Below are 19204 nucleotides of genomic sequence, written 5' to 3' on the forward strand. Positions count from 1 at the left end.
CTAGTAAGGGTGTTTGAATCCGGGTAAAATCGGGGCATATAAAGGCAACGTGGCGCATCGGCGTCGGAGGAGTTCCAGTGAACAACATGTTTTCCAAAGCCGCCATCTGGGTGGTCATCGCGCTCGTTCTGTTTATGGTGTTCAAACAGTTCGACAGCCGCACCATGGCGTCGAACGCAAAGGCGATCGCGTATTCCGACTTCATCAGCGAGGTGAAGGCCGGCCACATCAAGGATGCGACCATCGAAGACCGCACCATCGTTGCCACCACGCAGGACGGCACCAAGGTCAAGACCGCCGCTACCTACCTGGATCGCGGCCTGGTCGGCGACCTGCTCAATAACGGCGTCAAGTTCGACGTCAAGCAGCCGGAAGAGCAATCCTTCCTGTCGCAAGTCTTCATTTCCTGGTTCCCGATGCTGCTGCTGATCGGCGTGTGGGTCTTCTTCATGCGGCAGATGCAGGGCGGCGGCAAGGGCGGCGCGTTCTCCTTCGGCAAGTCGAAGGCGCGCATGCTCGATGAGAACAGCAACTCGGTCACCTTCGCCGACGTCGCCGGCTGCGACGAAGCCAAGGAAGAAGTGCAGGAGCTGGTCGAGTTCCTGCGCGACCCCACCAAATTCCAGAAACTGGGCGGCCGCATTCCGCACGGCGTGCTGATGGTCGGCCCCCCGGGTACCGGCAAGACGCTGCTGGCGCGCGCCATCGCCGGCGAAGCCAAGGTGCCGTTCTTCACCATCTCCGGTTCGGATTTCGTTGAAATGTTCGTCGGCGTGGGCGCATCCCGCGTGCGCGACATGTTCGAGAACGCCAAGAAGCACGCCCCCTGCATCATCTTCATCGACGAAATCGACGCTGTCGGCCGCCATCGCGGCGCCGGCATGGGCGGCGGCAACGACGAGCGCGAGCAGACCCTGAACCAGATGCTGGTCGAGATGGACGGCTTCGAAGCCAATTCCGGCGTCATCGTGATCGCAGCGACCAACCGCGCCGACGTGCTGGACAAGGCGCTGCTGCGTCCGGGCCGTTTCGACCGCCAGGTGATGGTCGGCCTGCCCGACATCCGCGGCCGCGAACAGATCCTGTACGTGCACATGCGCAAGGTGCCTATCGCCCCGGACGTCAAGGCCGACATCCTGGCCCGCGGCACTCCCGGCTTCTCCGGCGCCGACCTGGCCAACCTGGTCAACGAGGCGGCCCTGTTCGCCGCGCGCCGCAACAAGCGCCTGGTCGAGATGCAGGACTTCGAAGACGCCAAGGACAAGATCGTCATGGGCCCGGAACGCAAGTCGGCCGTGATGCGCGAAGAAGAACGCCGCAACACCGCCTACCACGAGTCCGGCCACGCAGTGGTCGCCAAGCTGCTGCCCAAGGCCGATCCGGTGCACAAGGTCACCATCATGCCGCGCGGTTACGCATTGGGCCTGACCTGGCAACTGCCTGAGCATGACCGTGTGAACATGTACAAGGACAAGATGCTGGAGGAAATCTCCATCCTGTTCGGCGGCCGTATCGCCGAAGAGATCTTCATGCACCAGATGTCCACCGGCGCTTCCAACGACTTCGAGCGCGCCACCAAGCTGGCCCGCGCGATGGTGACCCGCTACGGCATGTCCGAGACCCTGGGCACCATGGTCTACGAGGATTCCGAGCAAGATGCCTACTTCGGCCGCATGGCGTCCAAGACCGTGTCGGAAGCCACCCAGCAAAAGGTCGATGCCGAAATCCGCAGCATCCTCGACGAGCAATACGCGCTGTCGCGCAAGCTGCTGGAAGAAAACCGCGACAAGGTCGAAGTGATGGCGCAGTCGCTGCTGGAGTGGGAAACCCTCGATGCCGACCAGATCAGCGACATCATGAACGGCGACGAGCCGCGCCCGCCGCGCAACGGCGTGCCGGCCAAGAAGTCCTCGTCGGACAACAATCGCCCGGGCGACATCTCGCCCAACGCCACTGCGCCGGCCTGATCATCCCGGCCGCCGGGTTTGGCAAGCGAACCGATCAAAGGGTGAGGAGCGATCCTCACCCTTTTTTCTGCCCGGCGCGGCCATTGCATCGGTCGCCGCATGTCCGGTTGCGAGGCTGGGCCGTCCGGGCAATACAAGAAAAATACAAGACAGCAACAAAGAAACAGGCAACAACGCACGATGACACCAGCATTCCTGAAATGCGGCAGGTTCCGCCTGCCGATGCAACAAGGCCGTCGCCCCCTGGTGATGGGCATTCTCAATGTCACGCCGGATTCCTTTTCCGACGGCGGGCGCCACAATTCGCTCGAATTCGCGCTTTCCCATGCGGAGCAGATGATCGCCGACGGCGTCGACATCATCGACATCGGCGGCGAGTCGACCCGCCCCGGCATCGCGCCGCTGTCGCTGGAGCAGGAACTGGCGCGCGTGATGCCGGTGATCTATGCGCTGCGCGACTGCGGCAAGCCGCTCTCGATCGATACCTACAAGCCGGCTGTCATGCGCGAGGCGCTGCTGGCTGAAGTCGACATGATCAATGACATCAACGGCTTTCGCGCCGAGGGGGCGATCGACGCCGTCAAGGACAGCGAAGCCGGCCTGTGCGTGATGCACATGCAGGGCGAGCCGCAGACCATGCAGCAGGAGCCGCATTACGATGATGTGGTGGCGGAGGTGGAAGATTTCCTGCGCCGCCAGGTGGACAGGATGACGGCGGCCGGCGTGGCGCGCGAGCGCATCTGTATCGATCCGGGTTTTGGCTTTGGCAAGACACTGGCGCATAATCTGGCTTTGCTCAAGAACACCCGACGCATGATCGGCGCGCTCGGCCTGCCTTTGCTGGCGGGGATGTCGCGCAAATCCATGGTCGGCGCGGTCACGGGAAAACCGCTGGAAAAGCGCATGGCAGGCAGTATCGGGGCGGCGCTGGCGGCGGCCCAGCAGGGGGCGATGATCATCCGGGTGCACGATGTGGCCGAAACCGTCGATGCGCTCAACATGTGGCAAGCCGGACGGGAAGAGCATTGATCCCGGTAAATAAAAAATAGAATGGAATGACAGGGCGTGCCATGCCGGCATCCCGCGATGCCGCCACAGAGCGGCAATCAATTTAGAAGGAAACGATTTATGGCAGCAAAATATTTCGGCACCGATGGCATTCGCGGCCGCGTGGGCGTCGCGCCCATCACTCCCGATTTCGTCATGCGCCTGGGTTATGCCGCGGGCAAGGTACTGGCCAAGGCGCGCGACGGGGCTGCGCGTCCCACGGTGCTGATCGGGAAGGACACGCGGATCTCCGGCTACATGCTGGAAGCCGCCCTGGAAGCGGGTTTTGCCGCCGCCGGCGTGGACGTGATGCTGGCCGGCCCGGTGCCCACGCCGGCCGTCGCCTACCTCACGCGGGCGTTGCGGCTGTCGGCCGGCGTGGTGATTTCGGCCTCGCATAATCCCTTCCACGACAATGGCATCAAGTTCTTTTCGGCGTCGGGCAACAAGCTGCCCGACGCGCTCGAGGCCGACATCGAAGCGGCGCTGGAACAGCCCATGGATTGCGTGCCCTCGGAAAAACTCGGCAAGGCGCGCCGCCTGGACGATGCCCAGGGCCGCTACATCGAATTCTGCAAGAGCACCTTCCCCAATGCGCTGGACCTGCGCGGCATGACCATCGTGCTCGACTGCGCGCATGGCGCCGCCTACAACATCGCGCCCCACGTGTTCCACGAACTGGGGGCCGAGGTCATCACCATCGGCAACAAGCCCAACGGCCTGAACATCAACGAAGAATGCGGCGCCACGGCGCCCCAGGCCCTGTCGAATGCGGTGCGCGCCAACCGCGCCGACCTCGGCATCGCGCTGGATGGCGACGCCGACCGTTTGCTGATGGTTGACGCATCGGGCCGCATCTACAATGGCGACGAGCTGCTGTACCTGATGGTCAAGGACCGCCTCGCTACCGGCCCGGTCGACGGCGCGGTGGGCACCCTGATGACCAATATGGCGCTGCAGGTGGCCTTCAAGAAGATGGGCATCCCGTTCGAGCGCGCCAAGGTGGGCGACCGCTATGTGCTCGAAGTGCTGCAGGAAAAGGGCTGGCTGCTGGGCGGCGAAGGTTCGGGCCACTTGCTGTGCCTGGACAAGCACACCACCGGCGACGGCATCGTTTCTGCCTTGCAGGTGCTGTCGGCGTTGAAGCGCGGCGGCCAGTCGCTGGCGCAGATGACGGCCGACATCAAGCTGTTTCCGCAGTCGCTGGTCAATGTCAGGATCCCGGCCGGCTACGATTGGAAGTCGAATGCGGCGCTGCAGGCCGAGCGGGCGGCCGTGGAAGAGTCGCTGGGCGAGCGCGGCCGGGTATTGCTGCGTCCTTCCGGCACCGAGCCGCTGATTCGCGTGATGGTCGAAGCCGAGGATGCCGAGCTGGCGCGCAGCATGGCCCAGCGCATCGCCGACAAGGTGCTGTAACTCCATGGCGCTTGCGGGTTTGTCCGTGGGCGCCCAAGCCGTGACGTAGTTTCCAGGCAGAAGGACCATGTCAAAAGAGTCGCCCCATATCCTGCTGGTCGAAGATGAGCCCAGCATCGCTGAATTGTTGCGTTTCACGATGCAAGGGGCGGGTTTTGTCACGACCATTGCCACCGATGTTGCGCAAGCCCGCAAATCGATCGCCGAGTCGCTGCCGCATGCGGTGCTGCTGGACTGGATGCTGCCCGACAGTTCCGGCCTGGTATTGCTCAACGAGCTGCGCCGGGAGCCGCGCACCGCCGCGCTGCCGGTGATCATGCTGACCGCCAAGGGGATGGAGGAGGACAAGGTCAAAGGCTTGAATGAAGGCGCCGACGATTACGTGACCAAGCCGTTCTCGCCCAAGGAACTGGTGGCGCGGGTACAGGCGCTGTTGCGCCGCAAGACGCCGGAGATTGGCAGCCAGTTGCTCAAGTACGGCGAGATCAGCATCGACGTCGAGCGCCGCCAGGTGTCGGTGGCCGGGCAGCCGGTGGCGCTGGACCAGGCCGAATTCAAGCTGTTGCGCTATCTGGTGGCGCATCCGGACCGCATCTTCTCGCGCTCGCAACTGCTGGACAAGGTGTGGGGCGACCATACCTTTATCGAAGAGCGCACCGTGGATGTCCACATCATGCGCCTGCGCAAGTCGTTAGGCGATCTGTCGCACTATGTGCAGACGGTGCGCGGCGTGGGATACCGGATGTGTGTGGAAGCGCAGGATTGACCTGCCGCATGCAGGCTGGACAAGAAAGCGAGCCATCTGTCCGGTTCGCTTTTTTTACGTCTGTAACGTTCAATCCAGCGGCACGCCGCGATAGCGGTTCACCTCCGACGGCGAGACGAAACCGGCCCGGTTGTCCCAACTGTTGCGGATGTAGGAAACCACGGCCGCCACTTCCTGGTCGCTCAGCCTCGGCCCGAAGGGCGGCATGCCGAACGGATAAGGGTTGCCCGCCGTCGAGGGCGGGTAGCCGCCGTTGAGCACGATGCGGATGGCATTGACCGGGGATGAAGCGGTGAGCGCCTGGTTGCCATTGAGCGGCGGATAGCCGGGCGGCATGCCTTGGCCCTGGTCGCGGTGGCAGTCGAGGCATAAATCCCCGTAAAGCTGTTTGCCGAGCTTGATGATGCGCGCGGCTTCGGCCGGTTCCGGCGATTGCGCTGGCGGGCGTGCCGATGACGCGTCCGGCGGCAGCGACTTCAGGTAGATGGCCATGGCGTCGATATCGGCGTCGTCCAGGTATTGCAGGCTGCGTCCCACCACCTCGGCCATTGGCCCGAAGGCCGCGCCGCGCGGCGAGACGCCGGTCTTGAGCAGGGCGGCGAGATGGGCGGTTTCCCAGTTGCCCAGGCCGTTTTCGCGGTCGCCGTTGAGCGGCGGCGCATACCAGTCCAGCATCGCGATCATGCCGCCTGCCAATTCCGCCTGGGCGACGGTGGCGCCAAAGGCGTTGCGCGCGGTGTGGCAGGCGCTGCAATGCCCCAGCCCCTGGACCAGATAGGCGCCGCGGTTCCATTGGACCGATTGTCCGGCATCGGCGCGGTATTCGCCCGGTTCGAAGTACAGGGCGCGCCAGCCGGCCAGCAGGATGCGCTGGTTGTAGGGAAAGCGCAGCGCGTGTTCCCGGTTGGGGCGGTCTGTGGCCGGGATCGTCTGCAGGAAGGCGAACAGCGCATCGGAATCGTCGCGGCTGACCTTGGTATAGCTGGGGAAGGGGAAGGCCGGATAGAGGAAGCGGCCATCCTTGGCGCGCCCATGGTGCAGCGCGCGCCAGAAGTCGTCGGCATCCCAGCTGCCGATGCCGGTCTTCTTGTCCGGCGTGATATTGGAGGAGTAGAGCGTGCCGAACTTGGTGGCGATCGCACGGCCGCCGGCATAGGCGTCGCCGCCGCGCGGGGTGTGGCAGCCGATGCAATTGCCGGCGCGCGCCAGGTATTGGCCGCGTTCGATCTGCTGCGCGCGGTCGGCAACGGGCGTGGCGATGCCGGGATCTTCGTTGCGCAGCAACTGCCATGCCACGACTGCGGCAGGTACTGCGATGGCAGCGGCCATCACGGTAGCGGCGATAATGCAGAGCGCTTTTTTCATGATCCCGGCCCTCCTGCCGGCGCCATGCTGCCGCAGGTCAGCGGCAACGGCGCCGGCAGTGACGTTGCCGGCGCGGCATTGTGCGGCACCGGTTGCGCCGACAGCCAGCTGCTGGCGGCGTTGATGTCTTCCGGGGTGAGTTTATGGGCAATCGCCGCCATGCAATCGGGGGATCTGGCCTGGCGCACGCCATTGGTCCATGCGCCCAGTTGCGCATTGATGTAGTCGCGCGGCAGGCCGAGCAGGCCGGGAATGGCGGGCTGCACGCCGGTCAGCGCCGCCCCGTGGCAGGCGGCGCAGGCGGGGATCTGGCGCTCCTTGATGCCTTGCGTCACGAGCTGCTGGCCGTGCCGCAAGACGGCGGCCGAGGCATCGGCCGGCGCTGGCGCCGGATAAGGCGGATGCTGGTTGGCGAAGAAGGCGGCGATCTGATGCAGGTAGTCGTCCGAAAGGTTGCCGAGCAGGTAGTTCATCATCGGATACTGGCGCCGGCCGTCGCGGAAGTGTTGCAACTGGTTGTACAGATAGGTTTCGGGTTTGCCCGCGATACGCGGATAGTAGCCGTCCGGAGTGGCGCGGCCTTCCTTGCCATGGCAGGCGATGCAGGCCGCAACCCGCTCCGGCATGCCGGGAATGGCAGCGGTCGCAACCGCAGGAGGCGCCGGCGGGGTTTGTGTCCACGGGGTTTGCGCCTGCGCCGCGCCGATGGCAAGGCTGCATGCCAGCAACATCAGGCATCGCGCGAACCGGCTGTACGGTATGAACGCCAACGTCGGTCTCCCTTTACCGGCATCGGCCGGGATGGCCGGGGCCGATGCGATTTTTATGGTTTTTTCTGGCGCTGCCTGGGCAGCGATCCGGCCATTGTAGTGGAAGGGCGCAGGCCGGCATTCCATACATATCCCTGCATGGCGCATGCGCACAACACTGCGCGCGGCGCGGCCTTTGCTTTCCAAGCCGGGGCGCAGCGGCTACAATAGCGACCTGCTGCCCCCGTAGCTCAGTGGATAGAGCGATCCCCTCCTAAAGACAATTGGGCACCGGATGCCGAAAGGCGCCGCGTGAATGGAGTCAAATTCGGTGAACCCTGACAGCGCATCGGCCAACATGGCGTGCGGCTGCTGGCGATACCGAGCCAAGCCGGTTCCAGGCAAGCATGGGAACCGGAAGGTGTAGAGACTAGACGGCTCCGGCCTGTCGGCGACGTTGCCTCAATGGCGATAGCCGCCCAAGGCCAAGGTATAGTCCAGACCACAAACATTCATCTGGTGGCGAAAGCCATAGTGGTACGAAGGGATAGGTCACACGTTCGATCCGTGTCGGGGGCGCCAGCATAAAAAAAGCGCAGAAGATGTCTTCTGCGCTTTTTCCTTTTTGGGTTCCGGTCCGCTTCGCTTCAATGCCCCTGGTACAGTTTGCTGTCGAAATTGTTGGCAGGCGCGTTGCGCGATGACGGCGGCGCTTGTTGCGTGCCCGGTGCGTTAGGTGCGTTAGGCGCGGGCTGCGTGCCCGTGGCCGGCGCCTGGCTTGGCGTCCAGCCGAAGAAGTTGGAAATCGCGTCGACCACCGTCACGCCGACGTTGGTCACCAGGCCATTCTCGGGCGTGAAGTTGTCGTAATACGGTTCGCCATCGATGAAGCGGATGCCGTCCGGCACCGGCTGGTCGAATTGCGGGACGCCCTTCAAGGCCTTGCCCATGTAATCGACCCAGATCGGCAAGGCAAGCTGCGCGCCGAACTCCATGCCGCCCAGGCTCTTGGGCTGGTCGTAACCCATCCATACCACGGTAGCCAGCGAGCGCTGGTAGCCGGCGAACCAGCCGTCGAAGGCTTCGTTGGTGGTGCCGGTCTTGCCCGCCAGGTCGGCGCGGCCGAGGCTGTTGCTGCGTGCGCCGGTGCCGCGCTGGGCCACCGACTTGAGCAGGTTGGTCATCATGTAGCTGTTGCGTTCGGCCACCACCCGCGGCGCGCCGTTGCCCACCACCAGCGGATCGGCCTTGGACAAGACCTTGCCGCGGGAGTCGGTGATCTGCGCGATCAGGTAGGGCTGGATCTTGTAGCCGCCGTTGGCGAACACCGAGTAGGCTGCGGAAAGCTGCAGCGGATTGGTCTGGCCGGCGCCCAGTGCCATCGGCAGGTAGGGCGGAACCTTGTCGGGGTCGAAGCCGTAGGTGCCGGTGATGAAGTCCTTGGCATAGGGCACGCCGATGTAGTCGAGCGTGCGGATGGCCACCAGGTTGACCGACTTTTGCAGCGCGGTGCGCACGCTCATCGGCCCGGCCGGGGTTTCGTCATCCCGCGGTTCCCAGTTCGGCTGGCCGGGGCCGGCCGGGTAGGAAACCGGCGCATCGTTGACGATGCTGGCCGGGGCGAAACCCTTTTCCAGCGCCGCCGAATAGATGAAAGGCTTGAAGGTGGAACCCGGCTGGCGCCAGGCCTGGGTGACGTGGTTGAAGTTGTTCTGGGTGAAGTCGAAGCCGCCGATCAGGGCGCGGATGGAGCCATCCTGCGGCACCACCGACACCAGTGCCGCCTCCACTTGCGGCAACTGCACGACCTGCCAGTTCTGCTTGGCATCCTGCATCACGCGGATCAGCGAACCCGGCTGGATGCGGATTTCCTTCTTGGCCTTGTCGGACAGCGCGTTGGCGACGAAGCGCAGGGCGTCGCCCTTGATGCTCACCTTGTCGCCCGAGCGCAGCACCGCGTCGACCTGCTTGGGGCCGGCGGCCACCACCACGGCGGCCAGGATGTCGTCGTTGTCGGGATGGTCGTCCATCACATCGTCGATGGCGCTGGCGCGGTCGTCGGCGTTGGCCGGCAGTTCCACCGTCTCTTCCGGGCCGCGGTAGCCGTGGCGGCGGTCGTAGTCCATCACGCCCTTGCGCACGGCAAGATAGGCGGCCTGCTGGTCGGCGGCGTTGATGGTGGTGTAGACGTTGAAGCCTTGGGTGTAGGTGTCTTCCTTGTATTGCGCATACACCATCTGGCGCACCATTTCGTTGACGTATTCGGCGTGGGTGTTGTACTGGCTGCCCGGTGCGCGCACCTTCAGTTCTTCCTTGGCGGCCACGTCGTATTGGGCCTGGGTGATGAAGCCCACGTCCAGCATGCGCTGCAGGATGTATTGCTGGCGGATGTGCGCGCGCTTGGGGTTGACGATGGGGTTGTAGGCCGACGGCGCCTTGGGCAGGCCGGCCAGCATCGCGGCTTCGGCCAGCGAGACGTCCTTGAGGTCCTTGCCGAAATAGGTGCGGGCGGCGGCGGCGAAGCCGAAGGCGCGCTGGCCCAGGTAGATCTGGTTCATGTAGACCTCAAGGATCTGGTCCTTGGTCAGCGCGTTCTCGATCTTGTTGGCCAGTAGGACTTCATAGAGCTTGCGCGAGAAGGTCTTTTCCTTGGTCAGGAACACGTTGCGCGCCACCTGCATGGTGATGGTGCTGGCGCCCTGGGAGGCGCTGCCGCGCAGCACGTCGGTCACCAGCGCGCGGGCGATGCCGATGTAGTCGATGCCGCCATGCTGGTAGAAGCGATAGTCTTCGATGGCCAGCACGGCATTCTTCATGTCGGCCGGAATGTCGTCCAGCTTGACCAGGCTGCGCTTTTCCTCGCCGAATTCGCCCAGCAAGACCTTGTCTTCGGAATAGATGCGCAGCGGAACCTTGGGCCGGTAGTCGGTGATCAGGTCCAGCGAGGGCAGGCGCGGATTGATGAAGATCAGCGCATAGACCACCAGCAGGGCGCCGGCGATGCCGAGGCCGAGGATGGACAGTCCGATGAATTTGGCGATATTGGGATTGAGGAAGCCGCGTTGACGGCGCAAGCGGCCCGGAGACGTTGGAAGATGCATGGAGTAGGCGGAAATCTGGATGCGCTATCTTACAGCATCAAGCCTGCCGGCCCGGAAAGACGGGCGCCGGCAATGCTTAACAGGATGTAAAAAGTGTTTCGGGGAATGTTTTTATGTACTTCCTGGCAAGCATTTCGACAAACCTGCCATGCGGCGCCGCATTTCCTCGCCGCAGTCGGTACAATGCCGCTCTTTACGCACATTCCAGACGCGGTGCAGCAGGCCGCGGCACATCTCCCTATGGCAGTCATTTCCCTTAGCGACGCGCAACTGGCCTTTGGCCACGTCGCACTCCTCGATCATGCAGAATTCTCGCTGGAGACCGGCGAACGCGTCGGCCTGATCGGCCGCAACGGCACCGGCAAGTCGTCGTTGCTGAAGGTCATCGCCGGTCGCTCCAGGCTGGACGATGGCTTGCTGGTGATGCAACAGGGCCTGAAGATCGCCTATGTCGACCAGGAGCCGCATTTCCCGGTCGAGATGACGGTGTTCGACGCCGTGGCCTCCGGCCTGGGCGAATTGCCCGCGTTGTTGGCCGAATATGAGGCGATCACCGGCCAGTTCGGCGGCGACAACGATGACGCCTTGCTGGAACGCATGCACCAGATCCAGACCGTGCTGGATGCGGCCGATGCCTGGTCCATCGGCAACAAGGTCGAGACCACGCTGGACAAGCTCAACCTGAACCGCGACGCCAGGATCGGCGAACTCTCGGGCGGCATGCAAAAGCGCGTGGCGCTGGCCTGCGGCCTGGTCGGCAATCCCGACGTGCTGCTGCTGGACGAACCGACCAACCACCTCGACTTCGGCTCCATCCTGTGGCTGGAAGGGTTGCTGCGCGACTTCAAGGGCAGCATCCTGTTCGTTACCCACGACCGCAGTTTCCTCGACAACGTCTCGACCCGCATCATCGAACTGGACCGCGGCAAATTGTTGTCCTTCCCCGGCAATTTCAGTACTTACCAGGCGCGCAAGGCCGAGCTGCTGGCCAATGAAGAAGTGGAGAACGCCAAGTTCGACAAATTCCTGGCGCAGGAAGAAGTGTGGATCCGCAAGGGCGTGCAGGCGCGCCGTACCCGCGACGAAGGGCGCGTGCGCCGGCTGGAGGCATTGCGCGTGCAGCGCAGCGACCGTCGCGACCGCCAGGGCCAGGTCAAGCTGGAGGTGTCGGCCGGCGAGCGTTCGGGCAAGATCGTGGCGGAGCTGGAAAACGTCAACAAGGCCTACGGCCCCAAGACCGTGGTGCGCGACTTCAGCTCCATCCTCATGCGCGGCGACAAGGTCGGCCTGATCGGCCAGAACGGCGCCGGCAAGACCACCCTGCTCAAGCTGATCCTGGGCGAAGAAACGCCCGACAGCGGCACGGTCAAGCAAGGCACCAAGATGCAGGTGGCGTATTTCGACCAGATGCGCGCCCAGCTCAATGAAGAAGCCAGCCTGGCCGACACCATTGCGCCGGGCAGCGACTGGGTCGAGGTCAACGGCCAGCGCAAGCACGTCATGACCTACCTCAGCGACTTCCTGTTCTCGCCCGAGCGCGCGCGTTCGCCGGTGCGCACGCTGTCCGGCGGCGAACGCAACCGCCTGCTGCTGGCGCGCCTGTTCGCCAAGCCGGCCAACGTGCTGGTGCTGGACGAACCGACCAACGACCTTGATATCGACACGCTGGAACTGCTGGAGGAATTGCTGGAAGAGTACGACGGCACCGTGTTCCTGGTCAGCCACGACCGCATGTTCCTGGACAACGTGGTGACCCAGGTGATCGCCGCCGAAGGCGATGGCGTCTGGCGCGAATATGTCGGCGGTTATTCCGATTGGGAGCGCGTGCGCGCGGCCTCTCCCGCCGCGTCGGCCAGGCCGGCGGCCAAGGCCGACAAGAACGAAGTCAAGGCAGAGTCGAGCATGGCGGCCGCACAGCCCGTGGCGCCCGCACAGCCGAAAAAGAAGCTCAGTTACAAGGAGCAGCGTGAGCTGGAGGAGCTGCCCAAGCGTATCGCCGCCCTGGAGGCGGAGCAGAAGTCGATCTCGGAAAAGCTGGCTGATCCCGATCTGTACAAGAGCAATGCCGACGACGCGGTGAAGCTGAACCAGCGCTTTGCCGAGATCGACGAGGAATTGCTGGTCAGCCTGGAGCGCTGGGAAGAGATCGAGACGCGCAAGTAAGCGGCGCCCGGACGGAGTCCGGAGCCGCCGTTCCTGTTTGACAGGGTCTCAGTTGGGCTTGCGCAGGGCGTCGCGCAAGTCGGGCAGCATCTCGCGCAGGTTTTGCGCATCGTCCGCATGCGGGCGCAGCGCCAGGTAGGCTTCCAGGTCTTCCAGCGCAGCCTGGGGCAGGCCGAGGTTGGCGCGCGCCAGCCCGCGGTCGCGCTTTTCGGTGATCTCTTCGGGAAGCAGGATCACCAGGCGTTCCTGCACGTCCAGCACCTGTTGCCAGCGCTGGCTTTCCATGAAAATGGCCTTGAGGTTGCGCAGCATGCGCGCCAGGATCTCGCGCGGATGGGCGGCGCGCAGGTAAGCCCCCAGCGGCAGTTCATCGCCGAAGTCCTGTTCGTGCTGGCGTTCCAGGTACGGTTCCAGGCGTTCTTCCAATTCTTCCCGCGACAGGCTGGAGCCGTTCATCGGGTCCAGCACGATCTCGCCCGACTGCACCGACAGCTTCATCAGGAAATGGCCGGGGAAAGAGACGCCCTTCATGTCCAGGCCGACCTGTTGCGCCAGTTCGATATAGACCACCGCCAGCGAGATCGGGATGCCGCGCCGCGTCGCGATGACGCGGTGGATATAGCTGTTGTCGGGGTCGTAATAATTGTTGATGTTGCCGGCGAAGGCCATTTCCTGGAAGAAGAAATGGTTGAGCATGCGCAGCTTCTGGATCTGCGAAGCATCCGACGGCAAGCGCAGCCGCAGCTTTTGCGCCAGCAGGTCGAGTTCGACCTCCTGTTCGGCGAAGTCCATTTCGGGATAAAAGTCCTGACCCAGCGTCAAGGCGGATTCGAATAGCGGGATCGAATCGTCCTGGCGCACCAGCGAAGCAAAATAGTCGAGGGAGGTGAGCGTCATGGCGTCCATCCTATCAAAATATTTTGGCGTGCGTCACGCTCGGCAACGCGCCGGAAAAAATACTTGTTGTTTCTGGCCAGCTACTCTGGCACACAAGGTCGCCCCGGTTTATTCTCTTCCACTTGCTTGTCTTCCTGGAACCTGTTCAGGTTCTTAACGCCGGGCGATGCGCTTGAATTCGCGCAACCTGAATCCCATCGCCAGCAGCGGCCCGAAATAGGCGAGCCCGCATACCGCGATCACCAGCAGCAGCGCGCCGATGCGCGCCAGCGGATGGGCCCGCAAGGCGATCCAGTCGAACTGGCCGGCCATCCACAATGACACGCCTGCCAGCACCAGCAGCGCACCGGTAAGCCGCGCCAGGAAGATCCCCCAGCCCGGACGCGGCATGTAGATTTTGCGGCGGCGCAATCCCACGAACAGGAGCGCTGCGTTCAGGCAAGCGCCCAGGCCGATCGACAAGGCCAGGCCGGCATGCGCGAACATCGGCACGAAAATGCCGTTCATCAACTGGGTGGCGATCAGTACGCCGATGGCGATCATGACCGGGGTGCGGATGTCTTGCTTGGCATAAAACCCCGGCGCCAGGATCTTGACCGTGACCAGGCCGATCAGGCCGACGCCGTAGGCCACCAGCGCATGGCCGGTCATGGTGACCGACAGGTTGTCGAATTTGCCATAGTGGAACAGGGTGGCCGTCAGCGGCTCCGACAAGGTGGCCAGCGCCACCGCCGCCGGCATGGCCAGCATGAACGTCAGGCGCAGGCCCCAGTCGAGCAGGGCCGAGTATTCGTCCATGTCATCGGCGGAATGGGCATTGGACAGGCTGGGCAGGAGGATGGTCCCCAGCGCCACGCCCAGGAGCGCGGTCGGGAATTCCATCAGGCGGTCGGCGTAGGAGAGCCAGGACACGCTGCCGTGCTCCAGGCGCGAAGCGATGTTGGTGTTGATCATCAGGCTGATCTGGGCGGCCGAAACGGCAAAGACGGCGGGGCCCATTTTCTGCAGCACGCGCTTCACGCCGGCGTCGGAGAGGCCGATCATCGGGTTCCAGTACAGGCGCGGCAGCATGCCGATCTTCACCAGCGCCGGCAATTGCAGCGCCACTTGCAGGATGCCGCCGACCAGCACGGCGAAGGCCATGGCGTAGATCGGCTGTTTCATGAACGGCGCGACGAATAGCGATGCGACGATGAAAGCCAGGTTCAGCAGCACCGAGGTAAAGGCCGGAATCTTGAATTCCTTCCAGGTGTTGAGGATGCCGCCGGCCAGCGCCACAAAGGCCATGAAGCCGATATAGGGAAACATGATGCGGGTCATCGTCACCGAGGCGTCGAACGCTTCCGGATTGTATTTCAGGCCGGTGGCGATGAAATAGACCACGAAGGGGGTGGCGACGATGCCGGCCACGCAGGTGACCAGCATCACCCACATCAGCACGGTGGCGACATGGTCGACCAGGTGCTTGGTCTGTTCCTCGCCGCGCTGGTTCTTGTATTCGGCGAGGATGGGGACGAAGGCCTGCGAAAAGGCGCCCTCGGCGAACAGCCGGCGCAGCAGGTTGGGAATGCGGAAGGCGATGTTGAACGCATCGGTATAGGCGGAGGCGCCAAAAGCGCGGGCAAACAGGATTTCCCTGGCCAGTCCGGTGATGCGGGAGAGCATCGTCATGCCGGAGATGGTCGCGAGCGTTTTATGCAAGTTCATGGTGCGGCATTATAGCGGCGCGGCGCAGTCCGGCGGCCGGGAATCGGCGGCGCGGGCAAGCGTTGTGGCCTGATGAGCGGTGGCGGTAGAGTGTCCTGATTTGAAATCGGTTCTGTACATCAATGAAATTTCTTTATTGCAACATTGATGTCCGTCATTGAATCCGCATGCTCATTTGCTATGCTGGTCGGGTAGGGCAGCTGGCGGCAAGCCAGGATGGCGTGTGCCGTTTTGACCTGAATGCAACGGATCGGCGCGGAGGCCTCCTTGTTGGGATAAGGTATTTGCCCAAGCAGGGAAAAATGGTTATAATCCGAGGCTTTACAGAATTTGGCTTCGCGAGTCCTAAGGGTTTGCGGCGCATACGACTCTCGATTTAGGATAATTTCATGGCAAATACCGCACAGGCACGCAAGCGTGCACGTCAAGCAGTTAAGCAAAACGCGCACAACTCGAGCCAGCGTTCGACCCTGCGCACCGCTATCAAGGCCGTTCGCAAGGCAATCGCCGGTGGCGACAAGGCTGCGGCAACCAGCGTGTTCCAGGCATCGGTGTCGACCATCGACAGCATCGCCGACAAGAAGATCATCCACAAGAACAAGGCCGCTCGCCACAAGAGCCGCCTGGCTGCTGCCCTGAAGGCCTTGGCTGCCTAATTCGCCGGCCTTTGGCTGAGCCGGCCAGTCCGGCGCAGTGCGGTTGCAGTAAAACAGAAACCCGTCTTTTCAGGCGGGTTTTTGCGTTTGTATCGTTTCCGGTTCGGCGCGCGCTGTTCGCTGCAGGCGCCGGGGCATTCCGCCCCGAGGCGCCGTTGGGGACTTACTTGGGCAGTCCTTCGATTTTGGCGCCGGGCTTGATGTTCTTTTGCTTGAACCAGCCCTGGTTCATTTCCAGCGCATAGACCGCGCCGCGTTTGGCGCAATGCGAATCCAGGGTCTGTTGCTTCATTTCCTCGATGTTGATGATCTCGCCTTTGTCATCCATGAAGGCGACCGACAACGGGATCAGCGTGTTCTTCATCCACATGCAAACGCCTGCCGGTGCGCCGAACAGGAACAGCATGCCTTCGTTATCGCCCATTTTTTCCCGGAACATCAGGCCCTGCTCGCGCTCGGCTTCGGTCTGGGCGACTTCGGCCTTGATCAGGTGGATGCCGATGTTGAGCTGGGTGGTCGGGAAGCGGCGGACTTGTTGCGGCGTCTGGGCGGCAGCGTCGGCAAGGCACAATGCCGTGAGCAGGGTGGCGGCGATGCCGGCGAACAGGCGGGTGCGATTGAGTTGGCGCATGGTCAATATTGGTGTTCGATCAATCGGGGAGTTGAATCTGCAGGATTATAGCGATTCGCCGCAGTTGTGCTTTGGCGCGACCGGGGAACATGTCAATCCGGCAATGCTTGGCGGCGGGAAATGAAGCGTCCGGACGTGAAAAAAGGCAGGACTGGCCTGCCTTTTTGAATTGCGCGACGCTAATTACTTAGCTTCAGCAGCCTTCTTTGCCTTCTTAGCCTTCTTGGCTTTCTTGGCCTTCTTTGCCTTCGGAGCGGCAGCTTCAGCCTTCGAAGCTTCCGGAGCGGCCGGCGCTTGTGCGAAAGCGGCAGTTGCGAACAGACCAGCGACCAGAGCGGCGATCAATTTTTTCATTTTGCGTCCTTCAATTCAACATGTTAGGGATGTGAGGCAAACGATGATTCGTGCGAATCACTGACAATAACGGTAGCAGACAACAGAGGTTGACAACCTTTTTGATCTTTTTTGGGCGTCGCCGGGCGTGCGATGGACGATTGATGTTGTTTTGATAATTCCAGCGCGTGCCTTGTCGCCTAAGGTTTCAGCTCATCCGGATCCACCTCGCGCCATTCCCCTGGCAGCAGCGGATGCGTGGCCAGCGAAAACGGGCCGATGGCGATGCGCACCAGGCGCAGCGTCGGCAGGCCGACCGCCGCCGTCATGCGCCGCACCTGGCGATTCTTGCCTTCGCTGATGGTGAGCGCGATCCAGCTGGTCGGCCGGCTCTTGCGTTCGCGGATAGGGGGATTGCGCGGCCATAGCCAGCCAGGTTCCTGGATCAGCCGGGCTTGGCTTTCCTGCGTGACGAAGTCGCCCAGGTCGAGCGGATCGCGCAGGCGCTGCAGCACTTCCGGGGAGGCGTCGCCTTCCACTTGTGCGAGATAGGTCTTGGGCTGCTTGTGGCGCGGGTTGCTGATTTCATGCTGGAGCTTGCCGTCGTCGGTGAGCAGCAGCAGGCCTTCGCTGTCGGCATCGAGGCGGCCGGCCGGATAAACGTTGGGGATCTGGATGTAGCCGGCGAGGGTTTCGCGCTCCGGATGAGCGGAGAACTGGCTCATCACCTGGAACGGCTTGTTGAATAATATGAGAGGCATGCGTTAGGGCCTGTTAACATTTAATTTGCGAGATGCGACCCTTCGGGAGCAGCTCGCAAGCGTAAATTGAATGTTAACAGTCCCTGGCGTCGCAAAATCATGGGATTCCGTAAAATCCTCATGCATAATCGAGGGCATATCTTATGTCTTATAGAGGACATGGCGTCTGGCCGACGATAGTTTTGCCTTCCCTGAGCATTCTTCCGACCTGCTTTCGCGAAATCTCTTAAAATTCCCCGCTTGTTCTGCTTAAACGCCGGAGACCACGATGTCGTACCAACATATCCAAGTGCCTGCCGAAGGCCGGAAGATTACCGCCAATGGCGACTTCACCCTGAATGTCCCGAATAATCCGATCATTCCCTACATCGAAGGCGATGGCATCGGCGTGGACGTTACGCCGGTGATGCTCAAGGTGGTCAACGCGGCGGTGGAAAAGGCTTATGGCGGCGCGCGCAAGATCCACTGGATGGAAATCTATGCCGGCGAAAAGGCGACCAGGATCTATGGCAAGGATGTCTGGATGCCGGATGAAACGCTGGCGGCGGTGAAGGACTATCTGGTCTCGATCAAGGGGCCGCTGACGACGCCGGTCAGCGGCGGCATCCGTTCGCTCAATGTCACGCTGCGCCAGCATCTGGACCTGTATGTCTGCCTGCGTCCGGTGCGCTACTTCAAGGGCGTGCCGTCGCCGCTGCGCGAACCGGAAAAGACCGACATGGTCGTGTTCCGCGAGAATTCGGAAGATATTTACGCCGGCATCGAATGGCAGAGCGGTTCGGCTGAGGTCAGGAAAGTGATCGATTTCCTGGTCAATGAAATGGGCGTCAAGAAGTTGCGCTTCCCCGAGACCTCGGCGCTGGGCATCAAGCCGGTGTCGCGCGAAGGCACCGAGCGCCTGGTGCGCAAGGCGATCCAGTACGCCATCGACAATGACAAGCCTTCGGTGACCCTGGTCCACAAGGGCAACATCATGAAATTCACCGAAGGCGCCTTCCGCGATTGGGGCTATGCGCTGGCGGCCAGGGAGTTCGGCGCCGAACTGATCGACGGCGGCCCGTGGATGCGGCTGAAGAATCCCAAGACCGGGCGCTACATCATGATCAAGGATGCGATCACCGATGCGTTCTTCCTGCAGATCCTGATGCGTCCGGCCGAATACAGCGTGATCGCCACGCTCAACCTGAACGGCGACTACATTTCCGACGCCGTTGCGGCCCAGGTCGGCGGGATCGGCATCGCGCCGGGCGCCAACATGTCCGACTCGGTGGCGATGTTCGAAGCCACCCACGGCACCGCGCCCAAGTATGCCGGCAAGGATTACGTCAACCCGGGATCGGTGATCCTGTCGGCCGAAATGATGCTGCGCCATATGGGCTGGACCGAGGCCGCCGACCTGATCATCAATGCAATGCAGAAATCGGTGTCGTCCAAGCGCGTGACTTACGACTTCGCACGCTTGCTTGAAGGTGCGACCCAGGTTTCCTGCTCGGGATTTGGTGAGGTAATGATCGAAAACATGTGAGTACGTTGACACATGTGGGAACGGCGAAGGCCGGGCAATGCCCGGCTTTTTTGCATGGCGGCCCAAACTTGCCCGTACAGGCTGCACAGGCCTGGCAAAAGTGCGGGGAGAGGGCGCGCG

At 62.6% G+C, this 19204-nt stretch carries 15 protein-coding genes; 7 read left to right on the forward strand and 8 right to left on the reverse strand.

Going from position 1 to position 19204, the window contains the following annotated elements; all coding sequences use genetic code 11:
• Nucleotides 1-77: 77 nt before the first annotated feature.
• From ftsH to AC07N6_RS14040, 4 genes are all read left to right on the forward strand, one after another.
• Nucleotides 78-1967: an ATP-dependent zinc metalloprotease FtsH gene (gene ftsH, locus AC07N6_RS14025; protein ID WP_494782506.1), complete on the forward strand. Its 1890-nt coding sequence runs from the start codon at nt 78-80 to the stop codon at nt 1965-1967.
• Nucleotides 1968-2147: 180 nt separating this feature from the next.
• Nucleotides 2148-2996, forward strand: a complete 849-nt coding sequence (folP, locus tag AC07N6_RS14030) for a dihydropteroate synthase (RefSeq protein WP_494782507.1) — start codon at nt 2148-2150, stop codon at nt 2994-2996.
• Nucleotides 2997-3095: 99 nt separating this feature from the next.
• Nucleotides 3096-4430 carry a phosphoglucosamine mutase gene (gene glmM / locus AC07N6_RS14035; protein WP_494782508.1) on the forward strand — a complete coding sequence of 445 codons (1335 nt, stop codon included), beginning with the start codon at nt 3096-3098 and terminating at the stop codon, nt 4428-4430.
• A gap of 67 nt (nt 4431-4497) precedes the next feature.
• Nucleotides 4498-5196 carry a winged helix-turn-helix domain-containing protein gene (locus tag AC07N6_RS14040; RefSeq protein ID WP_494782509.1) on the forward strand — a complete coding sequence of 233 codons (699 nt, stop codon included), beginning with the start codon at nt 4498-4500 and terminating at the stop codon, nt 5194-5196.
• A 69-nt stretch (nt 5197-5265) separates the two neighbouring features.
• On the opposite strand, the gene AC07N6_RS14045 is transcribed toward AC07N6_RS14040, so the two are convergent.
• The 3 genes from AC07N6_RS14045 to AC07N6_RS14055 all read right to left on the reverse strand — a co-directional run bounded on the left by AC07N6_RS14045 (nt 5266) and on the right by AC07N6_RS14055 (nt 10411).
• The gene (locus AC07N6_RS14045; RefSeq protein WP_494782510.1) at nt 5266-6561 is read right to left on the reverse strand and encodes a c-type cytochrome; all 1296 of its coding nucleotides are present in this window, start codon (nt 6559-6561) and stop codon (nt 5266-5268) included.
• On the reverse strand, nt 6558-7292 hold the full coding sequence (locus tag AC07N6_RS14050) for a c-type cytochrome (protein ID WP_494782511.1): 735 nt from the start codon (nt 7290-7292) through the stop codon (nt 6558-6560). Before AC07N6_RS14050 ends, AC07N6_RS14045 begins: the two co-directional genes overlap by 4 nt.
• A gap of 665 nt (nt 7293-7957) precedes the next feature.
• The gene (locus tag AC07N6_RS14055) at nt 7958-10411 is read right to left on the reverse strand and encodes a penicillin-binding protein 1A (RefSeq protein ID WP_494782512.1); all 2454 of its coding nucleotides are present in this window, start codon (nt 10409-10411) and stop codon (nt 7958-7960) included.
• Nucleotides 10412-10651: 240 nt separating this feature from the next.
• Between AC07N6_RS14055 and AC07N6_RS14060 the strand changes: the two genes are divergently transcribed.
• Nucleotides 10652-12574, forward strand: a complete 1923-nt coding sequence (locus AC07N6_RS14060) for an ATP-binding cassette domain-containing protein (protein WP_494782513.1) — start codon at nt 10652-10654, stop codon at nt 12572-12574.
• Nucleotides 12575-12622: 48 nt separating this feature from the next.
• Here the strand turns inward: AC07N6_RS14060 and AC07N6_RS14065 are convergent, their stop codons facing one another.
• Both AC07N6_RS14065 and murJ read right to left on the reverse strand, forming a co-directional pair.
• Nucleotides 12623-13471 (reverse strand): SirB1 family protein, encoded by an 849-nt coding sequence (locus tag AC07N6_RS14065; RefSeq protein ID WP_494782514.1) that lies wholly within the window; start codon nt 13469-13471, stop codon nt 12623-12625.
• Nucleotides 13472-13624: 153 nt separating this feature from the next.
• Nucleotides 13625-15178: a murein biosynthesis integral membrane protein MurJ gene (gene murJ, locus AC07N6_RS14070; RefSeq protein WP_494782515.1), complete on the reverse strand. Its 1554-nt coding sequence runs from the start codon at nt 15176-15178 to the stop codon at nt 13625-13627.
• A gap of 389 nt (nt 15179-15567) precedes the next feature.
• On the opposite strand from murJ, the gene rpsT reads away from it, so the two are divergent.
• Nucleotides 15568-15834 (forward strand): 30S ribosomal protein S20, encoded by a 267-nt coding sequence (gene rpsT / locus AC07N6_RS14075; RefSeq protein WP_050468109.1) that lies wholly within the window; start codon nt 15568-15570, stop codon nt 15832-15834.
• 163 nt (nt 15835-15997) lie between these two features.
• Here rpsT and AC07N6_RS14080 read toward each other — a convergent pair whose 3' ends face one another.
• The 3 genes from AC07N6_RS14080 to AC07N6_RS14090 all read right to left on the reverse strand — a co-directional run bounded on the left by AC07N6_RS14080 (nt 15998) and on the right by AC07N6_RS14090 (nt 17559).
• Nucleotides 15998-16465, reverse strand: coding sequence for a DUF192 domain-containing protein (locus AC07N6_RS14080; RefSeq protein WP_494782516.1), 468 nt, complete (start codon nt 16463-16465; stop codon nt 15998-16000).
• 183 nt (nt 16466-16648) lie between these two features.
• Nucleotides 16649-16819: a hypothetical protein gene (locus tag AC07N6_RS14085; RefSeq protein ID WP_494782517.1), complete on the reverse strand. Its 171-nt coding sequence runs from the start codon at nt 16817-16819 to the stop codon at nt 16649-16651.
• A gap of 179 nt (nt 16820-16998) precedes the next feature.
• Nucleotides 16999-17559 carry a pseudouridine synthase gene (locus AC07N6_RS14090; RefSeq protein WP_494782518.1) on the reverse strand — a complete coding sequence of 187 codons (561 nt, stop codon included), beginning with the start codon at nt 17557-17559 and terminating at the stop codon, nt 16999-17001.
• 268 nt (nt 17560-17827) lie between these two features.
• On the opposite strand from AC07N6_RS14090, the gene icd reads away from it, so the two are divergent.
• A complete protein-coding gene (gene icd, locus AC07N6_RS14095; RefSeq protein ID WP_494782519.1) occupies nt 17828-19084 on the forward strand; it encodes an NADP-dependent isocitrate dehydrogenase in 1257 nt (418 codons plus the stop codon).
• Nucleotides 19085-19204: the final 120 nt, after the last annotated feature.

Source organism: Herbaspirillum sp. GW821-FHT09A12, from assembly GCF_059418325.1.

Bases quoted from the DNA above. Each gene is read 5' to 3' on its own strand.
- folP (WP_494782507.1), top strand. From the start codon at position 2,148: ATGACACCAGCATTCCTGAAATGCGGCAGGTTCCGCCTGCCGATGCAA.
- glmM (WP_494782508.1), top strand. From the start codon at position 3,096: ATGGCAGCAAAATATTTCGGCACCGATGGCATTCGCGGCCGCGTGGGC.
- AC07N6_RS14040 (WP_494782509.1), top strand. From the start codon at position 4,498: ATGTCAAAAGAGTCGCCCCATATCCTGCTGGTCGAAGATGAGCCCAGC.
- AC07N6_RS14045 (WP_494782510.1), bottom strand. From the start codon at position 6,561: ATGAAAAAAGCGCTCTGCATTATCGCCGCTACCGTGATGGCCGCTGCC.
- AC07N6_RS14050 (WP_494782511.1), bottom strand. From the start codon at position 7,292: ATGTTGCTGGCATGCAGCCTTGCCATCGGCGCGGCGCAGGCGCAAACC.
- AC07N6_RS14055 (WP_494782512.1), bottom strand. From the start codon at position 10,411: ATGCATCTTCCAACGTCTCCGGGCCGCTTGCGCCGTCAACGCGGCTTC.
- AC07N6_RS14060 (WP_494782513.1), top strand. From the start codon at position 10,652: ATGGCAGTCATTTCCCTTAGCGACGCGCAACTGGCCTTTGGCCACGTC.
- AC07N6_RS14065 (WP_494782514.1), bottom strand. From the start codon at position 13,471: ATGACGCTCACCTCCCTCGACTATTTTGCTTCGCTGGTGCGCCAGGAC.
- murJ (WP_494782515.1), bottom strand. From the start codon at position 15,178: ATGAACTTGCATAAAACGCTCGCGACCATCTCCGGCATGACGATGCTC.
- rpsT (WP_050468109.1), top strand. From the start codon at position 15,568: ATGGCAAATACCGCACAGGCACGCAAGCGTGCACGTCAAGCAGTTAAG.
- AC07N6_RS14080 (WP_494782516.1), bottom strand. From the start codon at position 16,465: ATGCGCCAACTCAATCGCACCCGCCTGTTCGCCGGCATCGCCGCCACC.
- AC07N6_RS14085 (WP_494782517.1), bottom strand. From the start codon at position 16,819: ATGAAAAAATTGATCGCCGCTCTGGTCGCTGGTCTGTTCGCAACTGCC.
- AC07N6_RS14090 (WP_494782518.1), bottom strand. From the start codon at position 17,559: ATGCCTCTCATATTATTCAACAAGCCGTTCCAGGTGATGAGCCAGTTC.
- icd (WP_494782519.1), top strand. From the start codon at position 17,828: ATGTCGTACCAACATATCCAAGTGCCTGCCGAAGGCCGGAAGATTACC.